Below are 23,749 nucleotides of genomic sequence, written 5' to 3'. Positions count from 1 at the left end.
CCGGTCAAGAACGCGCGCCCGTCACGCGACCTTGCGAATGCCGAGAAAACTGCCCAGCACCATGATCCCGGCGACGCACAGGCACAGCGCCAGTCCGCCAAGCTGGTAGCTCAGCCCCGAAAGCAGCGTGCCCAGCAGGCGGCCCGCGGCATTGGCCATGTAGTAGAAGCCCACATCCATCGTGACCCGCCGCGCGTCGGTGAATGACAGGATGAGATAGGAATGCAGCGACGAATTGACGGCGAATATCGCCCCGAAGACCAGCAATCCGGCGATGATCGCGCCCGTCAACGCTGGCGATGGCGTGCCCGCGATCCACAGCGCAAGGGCCAGGGCAAACGGCACCGCGCCGAGCGCCGCGACCCACAGCACCGCCTGCCCCAGCAGGTCGGAACGGCTGCGGCCGGACGCGCGCAGCAACCGGGGCGCATAGCCCTGGACAAAGCCATAGAGGATCGTCCAGCCCGCCATGAAGCTGCCGATGGTGAAAAAGGCCGCGCGGTTGCCCGCCTGAGAGCCATCCGACAGCACCGCGTAGAAATAGACCGGGATGCCCACGACAAACCACACGTCGCGCGCGCCGAACAGGAACATGCGTGCCAGGCTGAGCCAGTTGATGTTGCTGTTGCCCGACAACACTTCGGAGACCTTGGCATCCTTGCGGCCCATCGGCAGGCCGGGCGGCATGCCCAGCATCGTCGCCACCAGGATCACCGCCAGGATCCCGGCCATCGCCAGCACCGAGGGCACGAACCCCACCGCCCCCAGCGCCACCGCGCCCAGCAGAAAGCCAGCCCCCTTGACCGCGTTCTTGGAGCCGGTCAGCAGCGCCACCCATCGAAAGAGGCCACCCGCCTGCGCCGGGGCCAGCAGCTTGACCGCGCTTTTGGAGCTCATCTTGGCCAGATCCTTGGCCACGCCCGACACGCCCTGCACCAGCATCACGAACACCACCGACGCGGTCATACCCCAGCCGGGGTCAAGCTGCGCCAGCGCGATCAGCGCCGCCACCTGCAACCCCAGCCCGGCATAGAGCGTGAAGCTGAGACCGAAACGCGCAGCGATCCACCCCGCCGACAGGTTGGTGACCACGCCCGCGATTTCATAGAGCACGAACAGATAGGCCAGTTGCACCGGCGAAAACCCCAGCGTGTGAAAATGCAGCAGCACCAGCATCCGCAACGCGCCATCGGTCAGCATGAACGCCCAATAGGCCGCCGTCACGGTGGCATAGGCGGCAAAGCCGGCGGGCCGTGTCACAGGCGCCCGCCCGCCATCATCGCCACGTCGATCAGCCGGTGGGCATAGCCCATTTCATTGTCGTACCACGCATAGACCTTGAGCTGGGTGCCGTTGACCACCATCGTGGACAGCGCATCGACGATGCCGCTGCGCGGATCGTTGGTGTAATCGGATGACACCAGCGGGCGCTCCTCATAGCCGAGGATACCCCTGAGTGGCCCGGCCTCCGCCGCCGCTCTGAAGAGTGCGTTGACCTCCTCCACGGTCGTGTCGCGCGCCATTTCGAACACGCAATCGGTGATCGAGGCGTTCAGCAGCGGCACACGCACGGCATGGCCGTTCAGCTTGCCGGCCAGTTCGGGATAGATCAGCGTGATCGCCGTAGCCGAGCCTGTCGTCGTGGGAATGAGGTTGGTCAGCGCGGACCGCGCGCGGCGCAGATCTGCGGCGGGCCGGTCCACGATGGTCTGGGTGTTGGTCACGTCGTGGATCGTGGTGATCGACCCGTGGCGGATGCCGATCCCCTCCATCAGCACCTTGACCACCGGGGCAAGGCAATTGGTCGTGCAACTGGCCGCCGTCAAGATCCGGTGCGCCTGCGGATCATAGCTGTCGTGGTTCACGCCGTAGACGATATTGGCGGTCGGCCCATCCTTGACCGGGGCCGAGACAACGACCTTGTTCACGCCGGCCTCGAAATAGGGGGCCAGCTTGGCCTCGGTCTTGAAGGCGCCGGTGCAGTCGATCATCACATCGACGCCGGCAAGCGGCAGGTCGCCCAGGTTGCGGGTGGCCGTCACCGGAATCCGGGTGCCGTCGATGGTGATCGACGTGTCGTCGCTGGCGAAGGTCGCGGGCCAGCGGCCGTGCACGGAATCGAATTCCAGCAAATGCGCATGCATCGCCGGGTCGCCCAGGGCATCGTTGACGAAAGCGATCTTCGCGCCGCGCTCCAACAGCGGGCGCAGGGCCAGCTTTCCGATGCGGCCAAGGCCGTTGATGGCGTAGGTTGTCATGGGGTCAGGTTTCCTCTGCGCAGGGCATTTTGCCGATCTCGTCGATCCGCCGTTGAAGGGAGGCACGGTCGAGACGCTCAGGCGACAGGGCCGCGAAGGCGCCGATCCGGTTGCGCAGCGCGCCATAGGCGTGATCGAAGGCCAGGCGCCTGTCCGCTTCGGTGCCTTGTGTCTTGACCGGGTCGGGCACACCCCAGTGGCCCGACACGGGTCGTCCCGGCCAGGGCGGGCACGGCGCGTTTGCGGCGCGGTCGCAGACGGTCAGGACGAAATCCATCTCCGGCGCGTCACCCGCCCGGAACGCCGCGATGGCCTTGGGCCGCAAGGGGGCAGTGTCGTGGCCCGTGGCCTGCAACAGTTCGACCGCATAGGGGTTCAGCCGGGACTGCGGGCGGATCCCGGCCGAGAACGGGATGAACCGGTCGCCCGCAAGATCGCGCACAAGCGTTTCGGCAAAGATCGACCGGGCGGAGTTGCCGGTGCACACGAACAGGACATTGTATTTCTGTCCATCGGCCATCGGCGCCATCGGCGTCAAAGGATCGGCGAGCCCCGGCGGGCAAAGATCGGCACGCCCGTTGCAGCACCCGGCGAAGAGGTCGGACACGACCGCGCGCGCGGTGTCGAGGTTCACGGCATACAAAAGACGGGTCGCATCGGGCCTTTGGGTGATCAGACCGGCGCGCGTCAAGGCCGACAGGTACACCGACGCGGTGCTGGGCTTGAGGTTCAGTGCGGCGGCGATTTCCCCCGCGGGCAGGGCATCGGGGCAGCGCCGCATCAAGAGCCGGAAAATCCCCATGCGCTGCGGGTGGCTCAGGGCGGACAGTCTCTCGGTCAGGTCAAATTCCATATTTCACGGATAGGTGAAACAGGGCGAGCCGGCAAATGAAGGTTTTGTAAAACACCGACCGCCGCGGCGGACCTCGGGACCGGTCAGCCGATATGATCCGCGATCGCCCGCGCCAGCCCCGATGCGCTGTCAAAGGCCGCCTCGACCTTGCCGGCGCCGCACCAGTCGCCGCAGGCCGCCAACCCCGCCGCCGCGTCCAGCAGATAGGGCTGGCCCGCGTCGCGCGCCACGCTCGCATAGCGCCAGCGGTGTAGAGCGAGGTACTGAGGGGTGCCGACCGCAAGCCCGGTCACCTGCTCGAAGCACTCCAGCACCTCGGCGCGCACCTGCGCCTGATCGCGGTCCAGATTGTCTTGGGCCCAGGCGTTCGACGTCTGGCACAGGATCGATTGCGGCCCCTCGCGCCCCGGCTTGGCGGAATTCACCGCGATCCATGCCAGCGGCGCATCGCGCACCTCGGCCGCGTCCCAGGTCAAATCCAGCGGACGGGCAAGGCCGATCATCAGGCTGTAGCAGCCCATCATCCGCGCCGCCGCCAGCGCGCCCTGACCCGAAAAGCCTTGCGGCAGCAGGCGTTGCGTCTGCACCGAGGGGGCGGTGCTGAGCACCCAGTCGAAGGTGCCGATGGCATCGCCCGACGTATCGCCAAGCGCCCAAGCCTCGCCTTTGCGCGTCACCGTCGCGACCTCGATCCCCAGACGGATCGCGTGGCCCTCCGCCATCGCCTTGCACAGGCTGTTCATACCGGGCTGCGCCACATAGCGCGGGGCGGTCCACGACCGTGCCGCCCCTGCCCCGTCATCGGGCAAGGAGATCAGCCTGGGCGACCAGCGCGCGACATGGCCGGCCTCCAGGTGGCTGTCCAGAAACGCCCGGAACTCGGCGCCGCGGGCCGTCATGTACTGCGCCCCGTGATCGAAGCGGTAGGCATCGGCGCGGCGGGTGGACATGCGCCCACCCACGCCGCGCGATTTCTCGATCACCGTGACCTGCGCATGATCGCTCAGCCGGTGCGCGAGCAGCAGGCCGGACAGGCCGGCTCCGATAATGGCGATATGGGGCATGGCGGGCGTCCGATCCTGTGGTTTTGCAAGTCCGCCAATCACATAGCGCGCCAAAGGTGCAAGGCCAAGGTCGCGGTCCGCAGCGCCGGACGGTCGGACCCGGATCATGCCGATACCGCCGGTTTCCAAGCGACACGCGCGCGCGGCGCCCTATGTTGGTCATTCGAGTGCAACCAAGAACGACAGGACCGGCATCGATGACCACCACAGATCGCTTTTTCGCCCCGCAGACCGCTGCGCGCGCGCCCGACGGCAGGGCGCCGCGATGAGTGCGCCCATCGTCATCATGGGGGCCACGTCGGGCATCGGCGCGCTGGCCGTCACGGACGCGCTGTCGCGCGGCCTCGCGGTGCGCGCCTTTGCCCGCGGCGCGGACAGCATGGACCCCGCGACCGGCCTTGAGCTCTGCCCCGGCGATGCGCGCAACCCGAAGGACGTGGACCGCGCCCTGCGTGGTGCTGCGGCGGTGATCTATGCGCTTGGCATCCGCGAACGCCTGTCGATGCTGTGGGAGGAGGAGACGCTGTTTTCCGAGACCACCCGCGTGCTGCTGGACGCGATGACGCGCGCGCAGATCGAACGGCTGGTGGCGGTGACGGGGTTCGGCGCGGGGCGCAGCGCGCAGGCCATGAGCCGCGTCGAGCGCCTGGGCCACCGCGCGATCCTCGGCAAGCCCTATGCCGACAAGGACCGTCAGGAGGAGATGATCATGGCGAGCGATCTGGACTGGACGATCGTGCGGCCCGTGATCCTGACCAACGGCGCGGCCTCGGGCCGGGTGCGCGTGCTGCGCGATCCATCGCAGTGGCGCAATGGCCTTGTGCCCCGCGCGGATGTCGCGGGCTATCTGGTGGATGCGGTGGTGGAGGGGCTGGATCTCAGGTCGGATGTCGTGCTGGCACGCTAAACAAACCGTGCTGGCACGCTAAACAAACCGTGCTGGCACGCTAAACAAACCGTGCTGGCACGCTAAATAAAACCGTGCTGGCACGCTAAATAAACCGTGCTGGCACGCTTACCGTAATCCTGCGCGCGCGCTGACGAAAATTCCCGCCGACCCGCCAGCCGTCGGCCGTGCCGAAAGCCCCGCAAGTGGCCATGCCCCAACGCAGCGGTCCTTGGGCCTTGGTGCCTCGACCCCGTCAGTTCTCCAGCCCGTTGGAGCCGTAGAGCCAATTCAACTGACGGCACCAGTCCTCGGGCGACATGCCCTTCATCACGTGATCGCGCACGGCGGCCTTGGCGTCGTCGGGATGGTAGATGTAGTCGCCGATAAGACGGCTGTTCATCTGCACGCGGGCCGTGCGCACCAGCCGCTTCTGCTGATAGCGCAGCAGCACATCCTCGACCGGGCCGCCTTCGGCAAAGCAATGCGACAGGCACACGGCGTCCTCCATCGCCATACAGGCGCCCTGGGCGAAATACTGCAACATCGGGTGCGCGCTGTCGCCAAGCAGCGCCACACGGCCATCGACCCAGTTCGATATCGGGTCGCGGTCGCACAGCACCCACATCTTCCAGTTGTCGCCATGTTCGATGATCTTCTGCGCGCGCGGCGCGATGTGCTCGAAGCCCTGCATGACTTCGTCGCGGCTGACCGGGCGTCCGGCCACCGCCTCCTGCAGATCGCGGTGATAGGTCACCACGAGGTTGTACATCTTGCCGCCCTTCAGGGGATAATGCACGATATGACACTTCGGACCCGCCCAGAGCGTCGCCGCGTTCCAGCGCAGGTCCTGCGGCATCTGGTCGGCCGGAATGACCGACCGATAGGTCGTGTGGCCCGAAATCCGGGGCGGCCCGTCGCCGATCATCTGGCTGCGGATGGGCGAATGCAACCCTTCCGCCCCGATCACCGCGGCACCTGTGATGTCGTGCTGGCCGTCGATATGCAGGCGCGTCTTCGTGCCCTCCTGGCTGTATCCGGTCACGCGGTGCGCGGTGCGGATCTCGACCAGCGGCGATGCGATGCAGGCATCCAGCAGGACCCTGTGCAAATCGGCACGGTGGATGACCGCATAGGGGTTGCCGAAATAGGCGCGAAAATCCTCGCCCAGCGGGATCCGGGTGATTTCCTCGCCGGACCGGGCGTCCATCAGGCGCAGCGCGTCGATATAGACGGCCCCCCTGCGCATCGTCTGGCCCACGCCGAGGGTGTCGAAACAGTGAAACGCGTTCGGACCGATCTGGATGCCCGCGCCGATCTCGCGCAGGTCCGACGCCTGTTCCACGACGACGGATCGCAGCCCCTTCTGCGCAAGGCCCGCGGCGGTCGCCAAACCGCCGATCCCGCCACCTGCGACCAGTATCGGATGATCTGTCATTGTCCTCTCCCCCCCGGATGCGGCGCCCTGTCTGATCAGGCAACAAGTAAGTATACATATATTTTGCACCGGTCAATATGGTATGTATACTTACAGCCAACGATATGACAGGGCGGCCCGGCGCCGCGCTGGTTGCGGCGCGCAGGCGACACACGGACAAGGACAGGCAACATGACCCCTTCCCCCGACATCTACGGCATGGCCGGACATCTGATCCGGCGGTTGCACCAGATTTCAACCTCGGTTTTTCAGACCCGGATGAAGGCGCAGGGCGTCGATCTGACCTCGGTGCAGTTCGCGGCCCTGAACGCGATCAAGGCCAATCCGGGGATCGATCAGGCCGGTGTGGCCGGGCTGATCGCCTATGACCGTGCCACGATCGGTGGCGTCATCGACCGGCTCGAGGCCAAGAAACTGGTCAGCCGGGTCATCAGCCCGCGCGACAGGCGCGCGCGGGCGGTGTCGCTGACGCCCGCCGGTGCGGCGCTGCTGGAGCGATTGGCGCCGGTCGTGGCAGAGATGCAGGGCGACATCCTCGCCGGTCTGTCCGCCCCCGAGGCGCGGGAGTTCCTGCGCCTTGCCGGCAAGATGACCGCGCAAGGAAATCACCTGAGCCGCGCGCCCCTGAGACCGAAAGACCCCGAGTGACCGGCATTTCGGCGGCCCCGGTCGCGCGAATGTGAGGGCGCTCTTGACCTTCCAGTTGATGGAAGCCCCATATAGGGTCATGGAAGACGATCCGCCCCACGATCAGAGGACGATACGATGACCCGCGACATCTCACTGACCCTTGCCATTGATGGCATGACCTGCGCGTCTTGCGTGGCGCGCGTGGAGGCGGCGCTGACCGCCGTGGATGGCGTTGTCAACGCCCATGCCAACCTCGCCTCGGAAACGGCACGGGTGGTTTTCCACGATCCCGCCACACCGGCCGCCCTGGTCGCGGCACTCGCCGATGCGGGCTATCCTGCGGTCACGCAACAGCACCGCCTGGCCATCGAGAATATGTCCTGCGGCTCGTGCGTCGGGCGGGTGGAGCGCGCGTTGCTGGCGCATCCCGGCGTCGTGACGGCGACGGTCAACCTGCCGGCAGAGGAGGCCACGGTCAGCTTTCTGCCGGAGGTCACGTCGCTGGCGGCGGTGATCGCGGCCAGCACCGAGGCGGGCTATCCCGCGGCCTCCGCCGACCAGCCCGGCAGTGCCGCCGCCCCGGCCGAAGACCGCAAGGCCGCCGAGCGGACGCACCTGGGCCGCATGACGCTGATCGCGGCGCTGCTGACGCTGCCTGTTTTCGTGATGGAAATGGGCGCTCATGTCATTCCCGACCTGCACCATCTGATCGTGCGCAGCATCGGCACGCAGGCCAGCTGGCTGATCCAGTTTGTCCTTACCACGATCGTCCTGGCCTGGCCGGGGCGGCAGTTCTTCCTCAAGGGATGGCCCGCCTTGGTCAAGGGCGCGCCCGACATGAATTCGCTGGTGGCGCTTGGCACCTCGGCGGCATGGGGGTTTTCGGTGGTGGCGACGTTTGCGCCGGGGGTGCTGCCGCAGGGCACACGGGTGGTGTATTTCGAGGCGGCGGCGGTGATCGTCACGCTGATCCTGCTGGGCCGGTATCTGGAGGCGCGCGCCAAGGGCCGCACCGGCGCCGCCATCACCAAGCTGCTGGGCCTGCGCGCGAAAACCGCGCGGGTGGAGCGTGACGGCGCGGTCGTAGATGTTCCGGTCGAGGACATCGTGACCGGCGACATCCTGCATATCCGTCCGGGCGAAAAGATCGCCACCGACGGCGCGGTGATCAAGGGCGCGTCCTATGTCGATGAAAGCATGATCACCGGCGAACCCGTGCCGGTCGAAAAGGCGGATGGCGCAGAGGTCGTGGGCGGCACGATCAACGGCACCGGCGCGCTGGTGGTGCGGGCCACCAAGGTGGGCGACGACACGATGCTGTCGCAGATCATCCGCATGGTCGAAGAGGCACAGAGCGCGCGGCTGCCCATCCAGGACCTGGTGAACCGCATCACCCTGTGGTTCGTGCCCGCCGTGATGGCCGTGGCCGGGGTGACGGTCGTGGCCTGGCTGGTCTTTGGCCCCGATCCCGCGCTCAGCTTTGCGTTGGTGGCGGGGGTCGCGGTGCTGATCATCGCCTGCCCCTGCGCGATGGGTCTTGCCACGCCGACGTCGATCATGGTGGGCACGGGGCGCGCCGCCGAACTTGGGGTGCTGTTCCGGCAAGGCGACGCATTGCAATCGCTTCACGGCGTGCGCACCGTCGCGCTCGACAAGACGGGCACGCTGACCCAGGGCCGCCCCGAACTGACCGACATGCAGACGGCCAACGGCTTCGACGCGGCCGAGGTGCTGCGGCTCGTGGCCTCGGTCGAGGCCAGTTCCGAGCATCCGATCGCGCAGGCCATCGTCCGAAAGGCCGAAGCCGACGGCCTGGCGCCCGCCGCGCCCGAGAACTTCGACGCGATCACCGGCTATGGCGTGATCGCGACCGTCGACGGGCGGCAGGTCCTGGTCGGCGCGGACCGGCTTATGACGCGCGAGGGGATCGACCTTGGCGATCTGGCCCCGACCGCCGCCGCATTCGGAACGCAAGGCAAGACGCCGCTTTTCGCCGCCATCGACGGGCGGCTGGCCGCCGTGATCGCCGTGGCCGACCCGATCAAGCCGGGCACGCCACAGGCGATCGCCGCCTTGCATGACCTCGGCCTGAAGGTGGCGATGATCACCGGCGACAACCGGGCCACGGCAGAGGCCATCGCGCGGGAACTGGGCATCGACACCGTCCGGGCAGAGGTCCTGCCCGACGGCAAGGTCGATGTCATCGCCCGCCTGAAAGAAGGCGGCGTCCGGGTGGCGTTCGTCGGCGACGGGATCAACGATGCGCCCGCGCTGGCCAGCGCCGATGTGGGCATCGCCATCGGAACCGGCACCGACGTCGCGATCGAGGCCGCCGACGTGGTGCTGATGTCAGGCGATCTGCGGGGGGTGGTCAATGCACTGCACGTCAGCAAGGCCACGATGCGCAACATCCGCCAGAACCTGTTTTGGGCCTTCGGCTACAACGCGCTGCTGATCCCGGTGGCGGCGGGCGTATTCTATCCGCTGTCGGGGCTGCTGCTGTCGCCCGCGCTGGCCGCCGGCGCGATGGCCCTGTCCAGCATCTTCGTGCTGTCGAATGCCCTTCGGCTGCGCTGGATCAAACCGGCGGGCGCCGCCCCGCGCACGCCGCCCGCGCCCCCGGCGCGGGCCGGGCATCACCGCCCCGCGCACGCGCACTAGGAGTATCGCGATGAACATCGGAGACGTGAGCAAACGCTGCGGCCTGCCGCCCAAGACGATCCGCTATTACGAGGATATCGGCCTGATCACACCGCAGCGCGACACCAATGGCTACCGCGCCTTCGATCTGGGCGACATGCACAAGCTTGCCTTTCTGGGCCGCGCCCGCGCGTTGGGTTTCACCATCGAGGACTGCCGCACCCTGCTGGCGCTGTGGGAGGACCAGGATCGCGCCAGCGCGGATGTGCGCGCCATCGCCAAGGACCACCTGACCCGGATCGAGACCAAGATCGCCGACCTTCAGGAGATGCGCGATACGCTGGCCACGCTGGTGCGCGACTGCGCCGGCGACCAGCGCCCCGATTGCCCGATCCTCAAGACCCTCGAAAGCTCGGGGCCGGCCCAAGCGGACGCGGCAGGCAACCGCGGCGCATGATCCATCCGGCGGCCATGATTTCTAGGCCGCCGGGTGGAACTTTTGGTCGCAGGATTGCGTTTACCCCAGTCAGGCCGGACGGATCGGCCTTGAGGGGACCGAATGGAACACTTGGCCGGAATTCGGCGCGCCTTGCAAATTCTTGTTCTGCTGGGGCTTTTTTCCACCGCGTATTTCGCCAAGGACATGCTGCTGCCGGTCTTGCTCGGATTTCTGGTGGCGCTGACGCTCAGCCCGGTGTCGCGCGGCTTGAACCGGATCGGCATTCCCCACGCGGTCTCTGCCATACTGCTGATCGGGGCGACCGCGCTTTCGGTGACGTTGGTCGTCGTGTTTTCCGCCGGAACGGTTGCAAGCTGGGCGAATGAGGCGCCGGCGATGGGCCGCGAGATCCAGCGCAAGCTGCGCGGGGTCGTCCAGACCGTCGAGACCGTGCGCGAGGCATCGGAACAGGTCGAGAAGATCGGCGAAAGCGCCACGTCGCGGGTGCAGGAGGTGGTGATCAAGCAACCCAGCCTGATCGACAACGCGATGGACACGGTCACGAATGTCGGCGCCACGATCGCCGTGACGCTGGTTCTGGCGCTGTTCCTGCTGGCGTCGGGCGATATGTTCTACGTCAAGCTGGTCAAGGCCATCCCGACGATGTCGGGCAAGAAGCGCGCACTGTCGGCCGTTTATGATGTGGAACGACGGGTGTCGCGCTATCTGCTGACCATCACGCTGATCAACGCGGGACTGGGGCTTGCCATCGGCAGTTATCTGACCCTGCTGGGACTGGAGAGCGGATACATCTGGGGCGTTGCGGCGTTCTTGCTGAACTTCCTGCCCTATGTCGGCGGCTTTGTCGGCACGATCATGGTGGGCGCATATGCGATCACCGCGTTCGACAGCCTGTCCTTTGCCCTACTTGCCCCGCTGGGTTACCAGGTCATGACCGGGATCGAAGGGCAGCTTGTCACGCCCTATCTCGTGGGCCGGCGTCTTGAACTGAACACCGTGGCGGTGTTTCTGACGGTGGTGTTCTGGGGCTGGCTCTGGGGCATCGCGGGGGCGCTGATCGCGGTGCCGTTCCTGGTGGTGTTCAAAGTCGTGTGCGAGAATTTCGAGCAACTGCACACCGTCGGGAATTTCCTGTCGAAATCCGACGACAGGGCCGACTCCGCCCGCACCACCGAAGCCTGAGCCGCGGGACCGATGCCGGCCTAGCCGAGGTTCAGACCGTCCACGGCGCGGAACAGCGCACTGCGGAGCAGCCGCATGATCGGGCTCGCGTCCTCTTCGGCGCGGGTCATGATGCCCACCGGCCCGGCGGTCAGCGACATGTCCACCGGCAAGACGATAAGGTGCCCCGCCGCCACGTCATTGGCCACGACCCCCTGCGAAATCAGCCACAGCGTTCCCGTCTCGAGCGTCATGGACCGGCCGAAGGCGTGGCTGATCGCCTCGGTGCGGTTGGGCAGCGTGCTGATGCCCGCGGCCAGAAACTGGCGGTCCACCAGCGGCCGGATCGCCGCGTCCTCAGAGGGGTAGATGATCGGATGCGCCGCCAGGTCCGCCAGGTGCGAACACCCCGCCAGCGGATGCCCCGCGGCGGCGGCGATCACGACGTGTTCGGTATAAAGCTGGGTGAAACTCAGCCCGCGCATGGTGTCGGGCGCGCCCAGACGACCCACGACGATATCCAACTCGCCGGTGCGCAACTGCTCAACCAGATAGCCATGCGGCCCATCGGTCACGCGCACCTGCGTGCCCGGCGCGCGGGCCGCCAGCGTCATCAACGCGCGGGGCAGCACGTGGGCCGCCACGCTTGGCAGGGCCCCCACCGCGATGCTGCCGCTCTGCGCCGACGATTGATCGGCCATGCGCACCGCCTGCCCCAGCGCGGCCAGCGCGATATCGCCATGCTGGCGAAACACCTCGCCCTGCGGTGTCAGCGACACGCCACCCCGGTTGCGCGCCATCAGGGTCGTCCCAAGCGCCTGCTCAAGTTCCTTGAGGGTGCGCGACACCGCCGGTTGCGTCAGGTTCAGCGCCCGCGCGGCCTCCTTGAGGCTGCCGCGGCGGGCGATCTCCACGAATGTCTCCACATGACGCAGTTTGATCCGCCGGTCGATCATGACTTATCCCGTTTGGTATGTATTTTGCAAATATCGCATTTTACTTGCCACTAAAGATCATACAATGATCAACCGAGGCCAGTGAAAGGTGACGGGATGCAAACTCAGGTGGTCATAGTCGGTGGTGGTCCATCGGGGCTTTTGTTATCGCAGTTGCTGCACGTGCGCGGCATCGACAGCATCGTGCTCGAGCGCAAGACAAAGGATTACGTGCTGGGGCGCATCCGCGCGGGCGTGCTGGAGCAGGGGTTGCTGGGGCTGATGGCCGAGGCCGGCGTCGATGCCCGCATGAAGGCCGAAGGGCTACGCCATGACGGCACGCTGATTTCCTACGGCGATGAAACGTTCCGCATCGATTTCGCCAAGCTGACGGGCACACCCGTGATGGTCTATGGCCAGACCGAAGTGACCCGCGACCTTTATGCCGCGCGCGAGGCCGCCGATGGCGTGATCGAATTCAACGTCGAGAACGTGGCGATTCATGGGGCGGACACCGACACGCCCAGTGTCACCTACGAGGTCGGCGGCGACGCCCGGCGCATCGACTGCGATTTCGTCGCGGGGTGCGACGGCTTTCACGGCGTCAGCCGCCAGACCATTCCGCTGGACCTGCGGACCGAATACGAAAAGGTCTATCCCTTCGGCTGGCTTGGCATCCTGTCCGAGACGCCGCCCGTCAGCCACGAGTTGATCTATGCCAATTCCGAACGTGGTTTCGCCCTGTGTTCGATGCGCAACGACAACCTCAGCCGGTACTACATCCAGTGCTCGATGTCCGACCGCCCCAAGGACTGGACCGACGAGGCATTCTGGCAGGAACTCAAGCGGCGCATCCCGCGCGATCGGGCCGAGCAGCTCGTCACCGGCCCCTCGATCGAGAAATCCATCGCCCCCCTGCGGTCCTTCGTCACCGAACCGATGCGCTGGGGGCGGTTGTTCCTGTGCGGCGATGCGGCACATATCGTACCGCCGACCGGCGCCAAGGGCTTGAATACCGCGGCATCGGATGTGCATTATCTTTACACCGGGCTGCGCCAGTTCTACGAGACCGGCAATTCGGAAGGCATAGACAGCTATTCTGACCGCGCGCTGGCCCGCGTCTGGAAGGCAGAACGGTTCAGTTGGTGGTTCTCGTCGCTGATGCACCGCTATCCGGATCAAAGCCCCTTTGATCTGCGGATGCAGCAGGCGGAACTGGCATTTCTGCGCAGCAACGCCGCCGCACAGCAGGCGATGGCGGAAAATTACGTGGGCTTGCCGTATTGAACGCACCCGCCGCATTGGGAGACACCGACAGATGAGCCAGACCGCAGACCGCCACAGCAAGGGCATGCAAATCCGGCGCGCCGTGCTGGGGGACGCGCATGTGGACCGCGCCGAGGCGGGCAAGACACCTCTGGATGCGCCCTTTCAGCAGATGATCACCGAAGGCGCCTGGGGCACGCTGTGGGCCGATGACGCGATCCCGCTGCGCGAGCGGTCCATGCTGACGCTGGCGCTGCTGGCCGCCACCGGCAATTTCGAGGAAATCCCGATGCACATCCGCGCCTGCGCCAATACCGGCGCCAGCCAAGAGGACGTCATCCAGGCGTTCATGCACGTGGCGGTCTATGCCGGGGTGCCGCGAGCAAATCACGCGATCAAGCTGGCCAAGAAGACCTGGACCAAGATGGAGATGGAGGGTGACAATGGCTGACACGCCCCGGCTTGCGGGATATATCGCGCGCGACGCAGGCCAACACCCCGCCGCCCTGCACCCGGCCTACAAGACCAGCGTCAAGCGCAGCCCGCAGGCCGCGCTCCTGTCCTTTCCCTCCGGCCCCGGAGAGGAAACCGGCCCGGTCTTCGGCCATGACATGCTGGGCCCGCTGGACCACGACCTGATCCATAACTTCGCCGCCGACGGCCGGTCGGCGATCGGCCCGCGCATCGTGGTGCAGGGCCGCGTGATCGACCAATCGGGCCGCCCCGTGCCCGGCGCCCTGCTGGAGGTATGGCAGGCCAACGCCGGCGGCCGGTATCGCCACAAGAAGGAAGGCTACCTTGCCCCGCTGGATCCCGATTTCGGCGGCTGCGGGCGGGTGATCACCGATGCCGAGGGGCGGTACGAATTCCGCACCGTGCAGCCCGGCCCCTATCCCTGGCCCAACGGGGTGAACGACTGGCGGCCCGCGCATATCCATTTCAGCGTGTTCGGGGCGGGCTTTGCCCAGCGGCTGATCACGCAGATGTATTTCGAGGGCGATCCCCTGATATGGCGCTGCCCCATCGTGGGCGCAATCGCCGATCCCGAGGCCGTCAGACGCCTGATCGCGCCGCTGGACATGGACCGCAGCCTGCCGATGGACGCGCGCGCCTATTCCTTCGACATCGTGCTGCGCGGACGCCGCCAGACCCTGTTCGAAAACCGGATGGAGGGGCTGTGATGACGTTGAAGGAAACACCGAGCCAGACCGCAGGGCCCTATGTGCACATCGGCTGCACGCCGAATGTGACCGGGATCACCAGCGTGTACCGGGCCGATCCCGGCGCGACGATGAAGACCGGCCCCGTGAAGGGCCGCGAGATCACCGTGACCGGTGCCGTGCATGACGGCATGGGGCAGGTCCTGCGCGACGCGATGGTGGAGATCTGGCAGGCCGATGGCGACGGGTTGTTTCGCTCGGCGCAGGAAACGCGCGGCGACGCGGATCCGAATTTCACCGGCTGGGGCCGCAGCGCGGGCGACATGGACACGGGCGAGTTCCGCTTTGAGACGGTCATGCCCGGCGCGGTGCCCACCGCCGACGGCCGGATGCAGGCGCCGCACATCACCTTCTGGATCGTGGCGCGCGGCATCAACACCGGTCTGCAGACCCGGATGTACTTTCCCGACGAGGCCGCGGCCAACGACGCCGATCCGCTGCTGGCGCGGATCGAGCATCGCGCGCGGGTGGCCACGCTGATCGCGCGCCGGGATGGTGCGGAGGCCTACCGCTTTGACATTTATCTTCAGGGACCCGATGAAACCGTGTTTCTGGACATCTGAAAGGCCACCGCCATGACACACCCCTGCATCATCTGCGTCGCGATCACCGGATCCGTGCCGACCAAGGCCGACAACCCTGCGGTGCCGGTCACGATCCCCGAACAGATCGAGAGCACGCAGGCCGCATTCGAGGCCGGCGCCACAATCTGTCACGCCCATGTGCGCGACGACGAGGGCAAGCCCACGTCCGATCCCGACAGGTTCGCGGCGCTGAAGGAAGGCGTGGAGAAACACTGCCCCGGCATGATCATCCAACTGTCCACCGGCGGGCGGTCGGGCGCGGGTCAGGCGCGCGGCGGGATGCTGCCGCTGCGCCCCGACATGGCGTCGCTTTCGGTGGGGTCGAACAACTTTCCCACACGGGTCTATGAAAACCCGCCCGAGCTGATCGACTGGCTGGCCTCCGAGATGATCAAATACGACGTGAAACCCGAAATCGAAGCCTTCGATCTGAGCCATATCCTGCAGGCCGCACGGCTGCACCGCGAGGGCAAGATCAAGCATACGCCCTATGTGCAGTTCGTGATGGGGGTGAAGAACGCGATGCCGGTGGATCGCCACGTGTTCGATTTCTACGTCGAGACGGTCGAACGGCTGTTTCCCGGCGCGCCGTGGTGTGCGGCGGGCGTCGGCGCGGGCCAGGCCGTGGTCAACGACTGGGCCGTGGCCGCGGGCGGGCATGCGCGCACCGGGCTGGAGGACAACATCCGCTGGGACCGCGAGACGCTGGCGCCCTCGAACGCGGCGCTTGTGGGCCGGACGGCGGAGATCTGCGCCAGGTACGACCGCCCGGTGGCGACCGTGGCGCAGGCGCGCGAGATCCTGGGGCTGCGCCCGGCCTGAGCCGCGGCGCGCCGCGCACCGACGCGATGTGACAGGCCGGTGCGCCCAGCGGCCAGGCCGGTGGCGCGGGTTGCTGGCGCCGGAGCCTCCGGCGGGAGTATTTTGAACCCAAAGAAGCCTGAAGACAGGGGGCGCGCGCATCACGTCGAGCAGCGCACGCCCCCATTTTGCTGGATATCAGCCCGCGAGACTGGGCAGGTAGAGCACGATGGCGGGGAAGGCCACCAGCAGCGCGATGGTGACGCCATCGGCGATGAAGAAGGGCATCACGCCGCGGAACACATCCTGCACGCTGATATCGTCGCGCACGCCGGCGACCACGAAACAATTTAGGCCGATGGGGGGTGTGATGAGGCAGAATTCCGCCATCTTGACCACCAGGATCCCGAACCAGATCGCGCAGCTGGTGCCATCCATGCCGAAGGCGCTGTCGGCGGCCGTCACGTATTCGCCGCCGTTGAGCGCCATGACCGCCGGGTAGACCACCGGCAGGGTCAGGAGCAGCATGCCGATGGCATCCATGAACATGCCGAGGACGGCATAGGCCAGCAGGATGCACACCAGGATCAGCATCGGCGATGCCTCGATCGAGGTGATCCAATCGGAAAACGCGCCCGGCAGGTCGGCGAAGCCCAGGAAGCGCACATAGACCAGCACGCCCCAGATGATGGTGAAGATCATCACCGTGAGCTTGGCGGTTTCCAGCAGGGCGTCCTTGAGTTCGGCCCACCGCATGCCGCGAAACAGCGCCATCAGGAACACGATGAACGCGCCCACCGCGCCACCTTCGGTCGGGGTGCCCCAGGCGTCGCCGAAGGGGTTGTAGACGAAGAAGATGATGATCACCACGACCGCCAGGATAGGCAGCGCCGCGGGCAGCGAGGCGAAGCGTTCACGCCAGGTGAAGCCGGTGACCGGCGGGCCCACGGATTTGAAGATCACCGCGATGCCCACGATCAGCACCGCGTAGATGAAGGCCGAAAACGCGCCGGGAATGAAACCCGCGAGCAGCAGTTTGCCGACGTCCTGTTCGACGATGATGGCATAGATCACGAGGATCGCCGAGGGCGGGATGAGCGAGGCCAGCGTTCCCCCCGCCGCGACGACGCCGGCCGCGAACTGCTTGTTGTAGCCGATTTTCAGCATCTCGGGGATGGCGATGCGGGCAAAGACCGCCGCCGTGGCCACGGAGGCGCCCGACACCGCAGCAAAGCCCGCCGTGGCAAAGACCGTGGAGACCGCGAGCCCCCCCGGCACCCAGGCGATCCACCGTTTCGCCGCCTCGAAGAGAGCCCGCGTCAGGCCGGCGTAATAGGCCAGGAAGCCGATGAGGATGAAGGTCGGGATGAGGCTGAGCGTCTGGCTTGCGACCTTGGAGTGGGGCACCTGCCCCGCCGTCTTGATCGCGACCGTCAGCGCCCAGTCCAGTTCGGACCACTGCATGCCCTTCTTGGCCCAGAAGATCCAGATCAGGCCCACGAGCCCCGCCATCGCCGCGGCAAAGGCCACGCGCATTCCAAGCACCACCATGACGAGCATGCCGCCGGAGACCCAAAGGCCGATATCAATGGGTTCCATAGTCAGTCCCGCCCGTCCAGATGTTCGGCTTCCGCCATTGCTTGTGCCGCCGCGTCCTGCACCATGGGCACGGCGACCGGGTTGTCGAGGCCCAGCACCAGCGCCCGGCCATAGCCCCAGATCTGCAGCACCAGCCGCAGGCACAGGACCGAGAACGCCAGCGGCGCCATCAGTTTCGCAGGCCAGATCGGCAGCCCGATGTCGATGGAGCTGTCACGGCTCCACAGCGGCGCGGCGAAATCGAAGCTGCGCTGGAAGTGCGCCCAGGATCCCCAGACCAGTGCGATCATCAGCAAAAGGATCAGCACGACCGAGAGGGTTTCAGCCGCCCAGAGGGCGCGGCCCCGAAGCTTGCCGATCAGGATGTCCATGCGGACATGGCCGCCGCTGCGTTGCGTGTAGGAGACGCCCATGAAGGCGATCAGCGGCATCGCCGCCTCGATCCAGTCGACGTATCCCGGCATGGGAGAGGCGAAAAACTTGCGCCCCGTCACCGAATAGGCCGCAAGAAACATCAGCGAAAAGACCGCGAGACCCGAGACCAGGGCAAAGACCCGTTCAACACGCAGCAAGCCGCGGTCGAGGCGACTGAGCAGGCTGCCATCTTCCAGCACGGCGGAGGATCCGGCCATGGGGCAACTCCTTTGAGGGTGAAAGTGTGAGGGGGGACCGCCGGCGGACCCCGGGGCGATACGCTCCGGGGTCCGCCAACGACGTGCGCGTTTAGTTGGAGGCGCGCTTGGCTTCGAGCGTGCTCATGACCAGGTCATAAAGCTCTTGGCCCGGAATGCCCTTGGCTTCCATGTCGGTGATCCATGCCGCGCGCGCCGGATCGGCGGCCTTGGCCCGGAACTCCGCCAGTGTCTCGTCACTGAACATGACCTTCTCGACGCCCTTCTCCTCAAGGATGGTATCCCAGCGCTTGAGCAGTTCCGCGTAGTTGGCGAGGTAATGCTCGATCGCCTCGTCCACGGAGCTGTCGAGCGCCTCGCGCTCGGCATCTGACAGGGCGTCGTAGGCATCGGTATTGACCACGACGGGGCAGTTCACCGTGCCGGGGTTCAGGTTGGCAGTCCACCAGTCGGCCTTGTTGATCGTGCCATAGCTGAGGTGGGCGTGCTGAGCGAAGGCGACGGTATCGACGACCCCCGATTCCATCGCGTTGTAGGCTTCCGTCGCGGTGACCGACGTCGGCACGGCGCCCACGGTTTCAAAGGCGGCACCCAGACCGCCGGTGGCACGCACGCGCATGCCTTCGAATTCGGCCAGCTCGTCGCGCGGCTCGCCGGTGCCGACCAGGTTGTATTGCGGCATGGGCGAGGTCATCAGCAGCCTGGCGTTCCAGCGCGCCAGATCGGCCTGCACGGCGGGGTGATCATAGACCGCGTGGCTGACGGCAACTTCTTCTTCAAGCGTGTTCACACCGATGAAGGGCAGTTCCAGAACCGTGATCGACGGGTTCTTGTCGGCATGGTAGCCCGCGCAGAACTGCGCCATCTCGAAGGCGCCAATGGAAATGCCGTCAAGGTTCTCGGTGTTCTTGCTCAGACCGCCGTAGCTGACGTTGATGGTGAATTCGCCGCCGGTCTTTTCCGATACCAGCTCGGCGATCTTCTCGACGTGCTCGGTGAAGGCGCGGCGTTTGCCCCAGACGGAGGCGTTCCATTCGGTTGCGGCCGCCTCGGTCACGAATGCGAGGCTCAGGGCGCCGATGGCGGCGCCGGACAGATAGGTGTTCATGTCATTCTCCCTTGTTGCACGCCGCTGGATCCGGGCGCGCTTGACGCAACGTATCCAAGCTGCCGTCCGGTGCCAACCCCCGAGATGTGCGCGCCGATGGCGGCAGCGCGGTGCACCGGTGCAACGCCCGCTTGATCGCGGTGCCACGCGGCCCTAGCGTGGCGGACAGCGCACGAAAGGACACCGCATGACCGACCTGTTCGACGAGGACCTGTTCCAAAAGGGGCTGATGCAGCGCAAGGCGACCCTGGGGGCGGAGTATGTCGAGGCCAGCCTGGACGCCGCCGACGATTTCAACCGCCCCTTCCAGGAGGCCATGACGGCGTGGTGCTGGGGTTTCGGCTGGGGCGACGAGGCGATCCCGCCCAAGACGCGCAGCCTGATGAACCTCGCGATGCTGGGCGCGCTCGGCAAGATGCACGAGTGGGAACTGCACTGTCACGGTGCGCTGAACAACGGCTGCACCACCGAGGAAATCCGCGCGGCCGTCCATGCGGTCGCGATCTATTGCGGCGTGCCGCAGGGCGTGGAGTGCTTTCGCGCCGCGCGCAAGGTATTGACCGAACGCGGGCTGCTGTGATTCCCGCAGGCGCCATGACATTTTGCAGGTCCCGCCCGAAATGTCGTACTATGGTCTAATGATGCGCCGACGCCCGCGGGGAACGTCCTTTCGGGCGGCGACCGCACCGTCGCCGAAGGACCGTGCCGCGGCGTTGACATTCAATCGGCGGAAAACAGGGGCGAATTTCGCAAGGCTGGCCCAAGATTTACAGATCGGTGGCATTTTGGGAAAATCATTTACAACGAAACCCTTACTTTCCCGTAGGTTATTCCCTTCTTTTCAAACAGCGTTATTATATGTCCGAGGGAGAAGTCAGGGCGGCAAAGCCCCGAGGCGCAGCGTTGCGCGACTTTTCCGTGCGTTGACAGACGTCGAATTGCCTTGAGGGAGGAGCCCATCCATGTCCAATCCACATCACCCAACACACCCCCATCCGCCCTCGCCCGAGGTCGTGGCCAATGCGCATGTGACCGCAGAGCAGTACGAGACGATGTACGCGGCCTCCATCGCGGATCCGGAGGGGTTCTGGCGGGAAGAGGGCAAGCGGGTCGATTGGATCAAGCCCTACAGCCAGGTAAAGGACGTGGATTTCACCCTTGGCAACGTCAAGATCAACTGGTTCGCCGACGGCACGCTGAACGCCTCTGCCAACTGCATCGACCGGCACCTGGCGACGCGTGGCGACCAGACGGCGATCATCTGGGAACCCGACAGCCCCGAGGACGACGCCAAACACATCACCTACACCGAACTGCACGGTCACACCTGCCGCATGGCCAACATCCTCAAGGGGATGGGCGTGACCAAGGGCGACCGGGTTGTGATCTACATGCCGATGATCCCCGAGGCCGCCTATGCCATGCTGGCCTGTGCCCGGATCGGGGCCATTCATTCGATCGTCTTTGCGGGGTTTTCGCCTGATGCGCTGGCCGCGCGGGTGACCGGCAGCGATGCACGCGTCGTCATCACCGCCGACGAAGCTCCGCGCGGCGGCAAGGCGACGCCGCTCAAGACCAACGCCGACAAGGCGCTTGCCAAGTGCGACACCGACACCAAGATGCTGGTGGTGCGTCGCACCGGCGGCGACATCGCGATGACCGAAGGGCGCGATCATTGGTTTCACGAGCTCGAGGCCAAGGCCGACGCCGATTGCCCGCCCGAGGAGATGGCCGCCGAGGATCCGCTCTTCATCCTCTATACCTCCGGCTCCACCGGACAGCCCAAGGGCGTGGTGCACAGCACCGGCGGCTACCTGGTCTATGCCGCGATGACCCACGAGGTCACCTTCGACTATCATGACGGCGACATCTACTGGTGCACGGCCGATGTGGGCTGGGTCACCGGACACAGCTATATCGTCTATGGTCCGCTGGCCAACGGTGCGACCACCTTGATGTTCGAAGGGGTGCCGACCTATCCGGATGCCAGCCGCTTCTGGCAGGTTTGCGAAAAGCACAAGGTCAACCAGTTCTACACCGCCCCCACCGCGATCCGCGCGCTGATGGGCAAGGGCAACGAATTCGTGTCTAAATGCGATCTGTCATCGCTCAAGGTGCTGGGAACGGTGGGCGAGCCGATCAACCCCGAAGCGTGGAACTGGTACAATGACGTGGTGGGCGGCGGGCGCTGCCCGATCGTGGACACCTGGTGGCAGACGGAAACCGGCGGGCACCTGCTGACCCCCCTGCCCGGTGCCCACGCGACGAAACCGGGGGCGGCGATGAAACCCTTTTTCGGAATCAATCCCGTGATCCTGGAACCCACCACCGGAGAGGTGATCGAGGGCAACCCCGCCGAGGGCGTTCTGTGCATCGCCGATAGCTGGCCGGGGCAGATGCGCTCTGTCTGGGGCGATCACGAGCGGTTCGAAAAGACCTATTTCAGCGACTACAAGGGATACTATTTCTCGGGCGACGGATGCCGCCGCGACGCGGATGGCGATTACTGGATCACAGGCCGCGTCGATGACGTGATCAACGTCAGCGGGCACCGCATGGGCACAGCCGAGGTCGAAAGCGCGCTGGTCGCACACCCCAAGGTGGCCGAGGCCGCCGTGGTCGGCTACCCGCATGAGGTCAAGGGGCAAGGCATTTACTGCTATGTCACGCTTATGGGTGGACAGGAACCGAGCGAGGAGCTGCGCAAGGAGCTGCGCCAGTGGGTCCGCGAGGAAATCGGTCCAATCGCCAGCCCGGACCTGATCCAATGGGCGCCGGGTCTGCCGAAAACCCGGTCCGGCAAGATCATGCGCCGCATCCTGCGCAAGATCGCCGAAAACGATTACGGCGCGCTGGGGGATACCTCGACATTGGCCGAACCGGCGGTGGTCGACGATCTGATCGAGAACCGGATGAACCGCGCGTAACGATCGATCGCGGCCCTTTGGCGGCACCTCGGACAGGAAAAAGGGGGCGCATGTGATCATGCGCCCCCCTTTGCTTTTCAGTTGGCCGGAGAAGTTCCCCGGTCTCAGCCTTCGACGCGCTGCAACTCGATCTCGCCCACGCCCACGGCGAAATTCACGCCGGTCTGGGTATTCAGGCTGATGGGCTGCAGCGACAGCGTGTTCTCATCGCCGCCCACCATCACGTTGGCCCCAAGGCCCACGCCGACGGTCGCCTCGGCCGAGACGCCCTTGTAGCTGCCGTTCAGTCCGCCCTCGGACCATTCCCGCTCGGTCGGGGCCAGCACCAGCCAGTTCATGACGCCATTCTGGGTCTTGCCGATGTCCACGCCGTAGCGCTGGATCGTACCGACATATGTTTCGTCCTCAAGCCCCTCCTGCACGGGGTTGAAGGTGCAGGTCAGCTCGCGGGTCGAGCCAAAGATATAGCCTGTGCCATCGCTCACGTCACAGTTCAGCGCGCCGATCTCGAAGTGGTCCACGGTCTCGCTGTCCGACGCGTGCGCCGCACCGTTCAGTGTGCCGACAGCCAGCAGGGCGGCGGCGCTCAGGGTCAGGGCGCGGGGGGTGTTGAACATGCTCATTTTGTCTCTCCTTTATTTGCGCTGATGCGCTTGTGGAGAGAGAACACGAGCCGCGACAATTCGTTCCAAGCCGAGTTCGGAAGACGGCAAAAGCCCGCCGACCTCTGGACAATTCTGGCCCCTCGTGGCACCGCTCTTGTCCATGAGCAGCCCGGTCCATTTCTTTACCCCCACCGCCGACACGGCGCTGGATTTGCGCCGCGCCTTCGGGCGGTATGGCACCGGTGTGACCGTTGTGACCGCGCATGGCGAAGACGGTCCCGTGGGCATGACCGCCAATTCCTTTGCGTCGATCTCGCTCGATCCGCCGTTGGTAATGTGGTCGCCCGCGATCTCGTCGCGGCGGCATGACGCCTTTGTGCAGGCGCGCAGTTTTTGCATCCACGTGCTGGGCATGGACCAGATGCGGATGGCCGCCCATTTCGCCAAGCGCGGCCACGGCTTTGACGCGTTCGAATGGGAAAACGGGCCCGGCAAGGCCCCCGCGCTGGCGGGATGCGTCGCGGTCTTTCATTGCGACACGCATGCGGTCCACCCGGCGGGCGATCATTCGCTGATCCTTGGCCGCGTGCGCCACGTGGCCCTGTCCAGGGATGACCGCCCCGGGCTGCTGTTCGATCAGGGCCGTTACGGACAATTCGTCGAAAGCGACTGATCCGCGCGG

23 protein-coding genes are annotated in these 23,749 nt (G+C 65.9%); 13 read left to right on the top strand and 10 right to left on the bottom strand.

The window, feature by feature from the left end; all coding sequences use genetic code 11:
• Positions 1-21 precede the first annotated feature (21 nt).
• From arsJ to FDT80_RS00880, 4 genes are all read right to left on the bottom strand, one after another.
• Entirely contained in the window at positions 22-1,260 is a 1,239-nt protein-coding gene (gene arsJ / locus FDT80_RS00895) for an organoarsenical effux MFS transporter ArsJ (protein ID WP_138660360.1), read from the bottom strand.
• Positions 1,257-2,258 (bottom strand): ArsJ-associated glyceraldehyde-3-phosphate dehydrogenase, encoded by a 1,002-nt coding sequence (locus tag FDT80_RS00890; protein WP_138660359.1) that lies wholly within the window; start codon positions 2,256-2,258, stop codon positions 1,257-1,259. Before FDT80_RS00890 ends, arsJ begins: the two co-directional genes overlap by 4 nt.
• 4 nt (positions 2,259-2,262) lie before the next feature.
• Positions 2,263-3,111 carry an arsenate reductase/protein-tyrosine-phosphatase family protein gene (locus tag FDT80_RS00885; protein ID WP_138660358.1) on the bottom strand — a complete coding sequence of 283 codons (849 nt, stop codon included), beginning with the start codon at positions 3,109-3,111 and terminating at the stop codon, positions 2,263-2,265.
• Between the two features lie 83 nt (positions 3,112-3,194).
• Positions 3,195-4,175, bottom strand: coding sequence for an NAD(P)/FAD-dependent oxidoreductase (locus FDT80_RS00880; RefSeq protein ID WP_138660357.1), 981 nt, complete (start codon positions 4,173-4,175; stop codon positions 3,195-3,197).
• A gap of 265 nt (positions 4,176-4,440) precedes the next feature.
• Here FDT80_RS00880 and FDT80_RS00875 point away from each other — a divergent pair, with 265 nt between their 5' ends.
• Complete coding sequence (locus FDT80_RS00875; protein ID WP_138660356.1) at positions 4,441-5,082, top strand: NAD(P)-dependent oxidoreductase; 642 nt, start codon at positions 4,441-4,443, stop codon at positions 5,080-5,082.
• A 235-nt stretch (positions 5,083-5,317) separates the two neighbouring features.
• On the opposite strand, the gene FDT80_RS00870 is transcribed toward FDT80_RS00875, so the two are convergent.
• A complete protein-coding gene (locus FDT80_RS00870; protein WP_138660355.1) occupies positions 5,318-6,499 on the bottom strand; it encodes a 3-hydroxybenzoate 6-monooxygenase in 1,182 nt (393 codons plus the stop codon).
• 171 nt (positions 6,500-6,670) lie between these two features.
• On the opposite strand from FDT80_RS00870, the gene FDT80_RS00865 reads away from it, so the two are divergent.
• The 4 genes from FDT80_RS00865 (at position 6,671) to FDT80_RS00850 (ending at position 11,411) form a co-directional block, all read left to right on the top strand.
• Positions 6,671-7,147 (top strand): MarR family winged helix-turn-helix transcriptional regulator, encoded by a 477-nt coding sequence (locus FDT80_RS00865; RefSeq protein WP_246039785.1) that lies wholly within the window; start codon positions 6,671-6,673, stop codon positions 7,145-7,147.
• Positions 7,148-7,264: 117 nt separating this feature from the next.
• On the top strand, positions 7,265-9,790 hold the full coding sequence (locus FDT80_RS00860) for a heavy metal translocating P-type ATPase (protein ID WP_138660354.1): 2,526 nt from the start codon (positions 7,265-7,267) through the stop codon (positions 9,788-9,790).
• A gap of 10 nt (positions 9,791-9,800) precedes the next feature.
• Positions 9,801-10,226 carry a Cu(I)-responsive transcriptional regulator gene (gene cueR / locus FDT80_RS00855; protein WP_138660353.1) on the top strand — a complete coding sequence of 142 codons (426 nt, stop codon included), beginning with the start codon at positions 9,801-9,803 and terminating at the stop codon, positions 10,224-10,226.
• 102 nt (positions 10,227-10,328) lie between these two features.
• Entirely contained in the window at positions 10,329-11,411 is a 1,083-nt protein-coding gene (locus tag FDT80_RS00850; protein ID WP_138660352.1) for an AI-2E family transporter, read from the top strand.
• 20 nt (positions 11,412-11,431) lie between these two features.
• On the opposite strand, the gene pcaQ is transcribed toward FDT80_RS00850, so the two are convergent.
• Entirely contained in the window at positions 11,432-12,346 is a 915-nt protein-coding gene (gene pcaQ / locus FDT80_RS00845; RefSeq protein WP_138660351.1) for a pca operon transcription factor PcaQ, read from the bottom strand.
• Positions 12,347-12,442: 96 nt separating this feature from the next.
• Here pcaQ and pobA point away from each other — a divergent pair, with 96 nt between their 5' ends.
• Genes pobA through FDT80_RS00820 form a run of 5 tightly spaced genes read left to right on the top strand, consistent with a single transcriptional unit; the run spans position 12,443 to position 16,217 of the window.
• A complete protein-coding gene (gene pobA / locus FDT80_RS00840; protein WP_138660350.1) occupies positions 12,443-13,612 on the top strand; it encodes a 4-hydroxybenzoate 3-monooxygenase in 1,170 nt (389 codons plus the stop codon).
• 31 nt (positions 13,613-13,643) lie between these two features.
• On the top strand, positions 13,644-14,042 hold the full coding sequence (gene pcaC, locus FDT80_RS00835; protein WP_138660349.1) for a 4-carboxymuconolactone decarboxylase: 399 nt from the start codon (positions 13,644-13,646) through the stop codon (positions 14,040-14,042).
• Positions 14,035-14,772 carry a protocatechuate 3,4-dioxygenase subunit beta gene (gene pcaH / locus FDT80_RS00830; RefSeq protein ID WP_138660348.1) on the top strand — a complete coding sequence of 246 codons (738 nt, stop codon included), beginning with the start codon at positions 14,035-14,037 and terminating at the stop codon, positions 14,770-14,772. Before pcaC ends, pcaH begins: the two co-directional genes overlap by 8 nt.
• Entirely contained in the window at positions 14,772-15,374 is a 603-nt protein-coding gene (pcaG, locus tag FDT80_RS00825) for a protocatechuate 3,4-dioxygenase subunit alpha (protein WP_138660347.1), read from the top strand. The genes pcaH and pcaG overlap by 1 nt, the downstream gene beginning before the upstream one ends.
• A gap of 12 nt (positions 15,375-15,386) precedes the next feature.
• Entirely contained in the window at positions 15,387-16,217 is an 831-nt protein-coding gene (locus FDT80_RS00820) for a 3-oxoadipate:acetyl-CoA acetyltransferase (protein WP_138660346.1), read from the top strand.
• Positions 16,218-16,394: 177 nt separating this feature from the next.
• On the opposite strand, the gene FDT80_RS00815 is transcribed toward FDT80_RS00820, so the two are convergent.
• The 3 genes from FDT80_RS00815 to dctP form a co-directional block, all read right to left on the bottom strand.
• Positions 16,395-17,795, bottom strand: coding sequence for a TRAP transporter large permease (locus tag FDT80_RS00815; RefSeq protein WP_138660345.1), 1,401 nt, complete (start codon positions 17,793-17,795; stop codon positions 16,395-16,397).
• A 2-nt stretch (positions 17,796-17,797) separates the two neighbouring features.
• Positions 17,798-18,427, bottom strand: a complete 630-nt coding sequence (locus FDT80_RS00810) for a TRAP transporter small permease subunit (RefSeq protein ID WP_138660344.1) — start codon at positions 18,425-18,427, stop codon at positions 17,798-17,800.
• 91 nt (positions 18,428-18,518) lie between these two features.
• The gene (gene dctP, locus FDT80_RS00805; protein WP_138660343.1) at positions 18,519-19,535 is read right to left on the bottom strand and encodes a TRAP transporter substrate-binding protein DctP; all 1,017 of its coding nucleotides are present in this window, start codon (positions 19,533-19,535) and stop codon (positions 18,519-18,521) included.
• A 187-nt stretch (positions 19,536-19,722) separates the two neighbouring features.
• On the opposite strand from dctP, the gene FDT80_RS00800 reads away from it, so the two are divergent.
• Together FDT80_RS00800 and acs are read left to right on the top strand one after the other, a co-directional pair.
• Complete coding sequence (locus tag FDT80_RS00800; protein WP_138660342.1) at positions 19,723-20,115, top strand: carboxymuconolactone decarboxylase family protein; 393 nt, start codon at positions 19,723-19,725, stop codon at positions 20,113-20,115.
• Positions 20,116-20,497: 382 nt separating this feature from the next.
• On the top strand, positions 20,498-22,462 hold the full coding sequence (gene acs, locus FDT80_RS00795; protein ID WP_138660341.1) for an acetate--CoA ligase: 1,965 nt from the start codon (positions 20,498-20,500) through the stop codon (positions 22,460-22,462).
• Positions 22,463-22,566: 104 nt separating this feature from the next.
• Here the strand turns inward: acs and FDT80_RS00790 are convergent, their stop codons facing one another.
• The gene (locus FDT80_RS00790) at positions 22,567-23,085 is read right to left on the bottom strand and encodes a DUF992 domain-containing protein (protein WP_246039783.1); all 519 of its coding nucleotides are present in this window, start codon (positions 23,083-23,085) and stop codon (positions 22,567-22,569) included.
• Positions 23,086-23,227: 142 nt separating this feature from the next.
• Between FDT80_RS00790 and FDT80_RS00785 the strand changes: the two genes are divergently transcribed.
• Positions 23,228-23,740: a flavin reductase family protein gene (locus FDT80_RS00785; RefSeq protein ID WP_138661734.1), complete on the top strand. Its 513-nt coding sequence runs from the start codon at positions 23,228-23,230 to the stop codon at positions 23,738-23,740.
• Positions 23,741-23,749 lie beyond the last annotated feature (9 nt).

This window comes from Sulfitobacter sabulilitoris (genome assembly GCF_005887615.1).
Classification (GTDB): Bacteria; Pseudomonadota; Alphaproteobacteria; order Rhodobacterales; family Rhodobacteraceae; genus Sulfitobacter_E; species Sulfitobacter_E sabulilitoris.
This window is presented reverse-complemented; position numbering and strand designations above follow the sequence as displayed.

Coding starts and splice junctions, on each gene's coding strand:
- pcaC (WP_138660349.1), top strand. CDS start 13,644: ATGAGCCAGACCGCAGACCGCCACAGCAAGGGCATGCAAATCCGGCGC.
- FDT80_RS00810 (WP_138660344.1), bottom strand. CDS start 18,427: ATGGCCGGATCCTCCGCCGTGCTGGAAGATGGCAGCCTGCTCAGTCGC.
- FDT80_RS00885 (WP_138660358.1), bottom strand. CDS start 3,111: ATGGAATTTGACCTGACCGAGAGACTGTCCGCCCTGAGCCACCCGCAG.
- pcaH (WP_138660348.1), top strand. CDS start 14,035: ATGGCTGACACGCCCCGGCTTGCGGGATATATCGCGCGCGACGCAGGC.
- pobA (WP_138660350.1), top strand. CDS start 12,443: ATGCAAACTCAGGTGGTCATAGTCGGTGGTGGTCCATCGGGGCTTTTG.
- FDT80_RS00850 (WP_138660352.1), top strand. CDS start 10,329: ATGGAACACTTGGCCGGAATTCGGCGCGCCTTGCAAATTCTTGTTCTG.
- FDT80_RS00860 (WP_138660354.1), top strand. CDS start 7,265: ATGACCCGCGACATCTCACTGACCCTTGCCATTGATGGCATGACCTGC.
- FDT80_RS00880 (WP_138660357.1), bottom strand. CDS start 4,175: ATGCCCCATATCGCCATTATCGGAGCCGGCCTGTCCGGCCTGCTGCTC.
- pcaQ (WP_138660351.1), bottom strand. CDS start 12,346: ATGATCGACCGGCGGATCAAACTGCGTCATGTGGAGACATTCGTGGAG.
- FDT80_RS00785 (WP_138661734.1), top strand. CDS start 23,228: ATGAGCAGCCCGGTCCATTTCTTTACCCCCACCGCCGACACGGCGCTG.
- pcaG (WP_138660347.1), top strand. CDS start 14,772: ATGACGTTGAAGGAAACACCGAGCCAGACCGCAGGGCCCTATGTGCAC.
- FDT80_RS00790 (WP_246039783.1), bottom strand. CDS start 23,085: ATGAGCATGTTCAACACCCCCCGCGCCCTGACCCTGAGCGCCGCCGCC.
- FDT80_RS00870 (WP_138660355.1), bottom strand. CDS start 6,499: ATGACAGATCATCCGATACTGGTCGCAGGTGGCGGGATCGGCGGTTTG.
- FDT80_RS00875 (WP_138660356.1), top strand. CDS start 4,441: ATGAGTGCGCCCATCGTCATCATGGGGGCCACGTCGGGCATCGGCGCG.
- FDT80_RS00815 (WP_138660345.1), bottom strand. CDS start 17,795: ATGGAACCCATTGATATCGGCCTTTGGGTCTCCGGCGGCATGCTCGTC.
- FDT80_RS00890 (WP_138660359.1), bottom strand. CDS start 2,258: ATGACAACCTACGCCATCAACGGCCTTGGCCGCATCGGAAAGCTGGCC.
- dctP (WP_138660343.1), bottom strand. CDS start 19,535: ATGAACACCTATCTGTCCGGCGCCGCCATCGGCGCCCTGAGCCTCGCA.
- FDT80_RS00820 (WP_138660346.1), top strand. CDS start 15,387: ATGACACACCCCTGCATCATCTGCGTCGCGATCACCGGATCCGTGCCG.
- FDT80_RS00800 (WP_138660342.1), top strand. CDS start 19,723: ATGACCGACCTGTTCGACGAGGACCTGTTCCAAAAGGGGCTGATGCAG.
- cueR (WP_138660353.1), top strand. CDS start 9,801: ATGAACATCGGAGACGTGAGCAAACGCTGCGGCCTGCCGCCCAAGACG.
- FDT80_RS00865 (WP_246039785.1), top strand. CDS start 6,671: ATGACCCCTTCCCCCGACATCTACGGCATGGCCGGACATCTGATCCGG.
- acs (WP_138660341.1), top strand. CDS start 20,498: ATGTCCAATCCACATCACCCAACACACCCCCATCCGCCCTCGCCCGAG.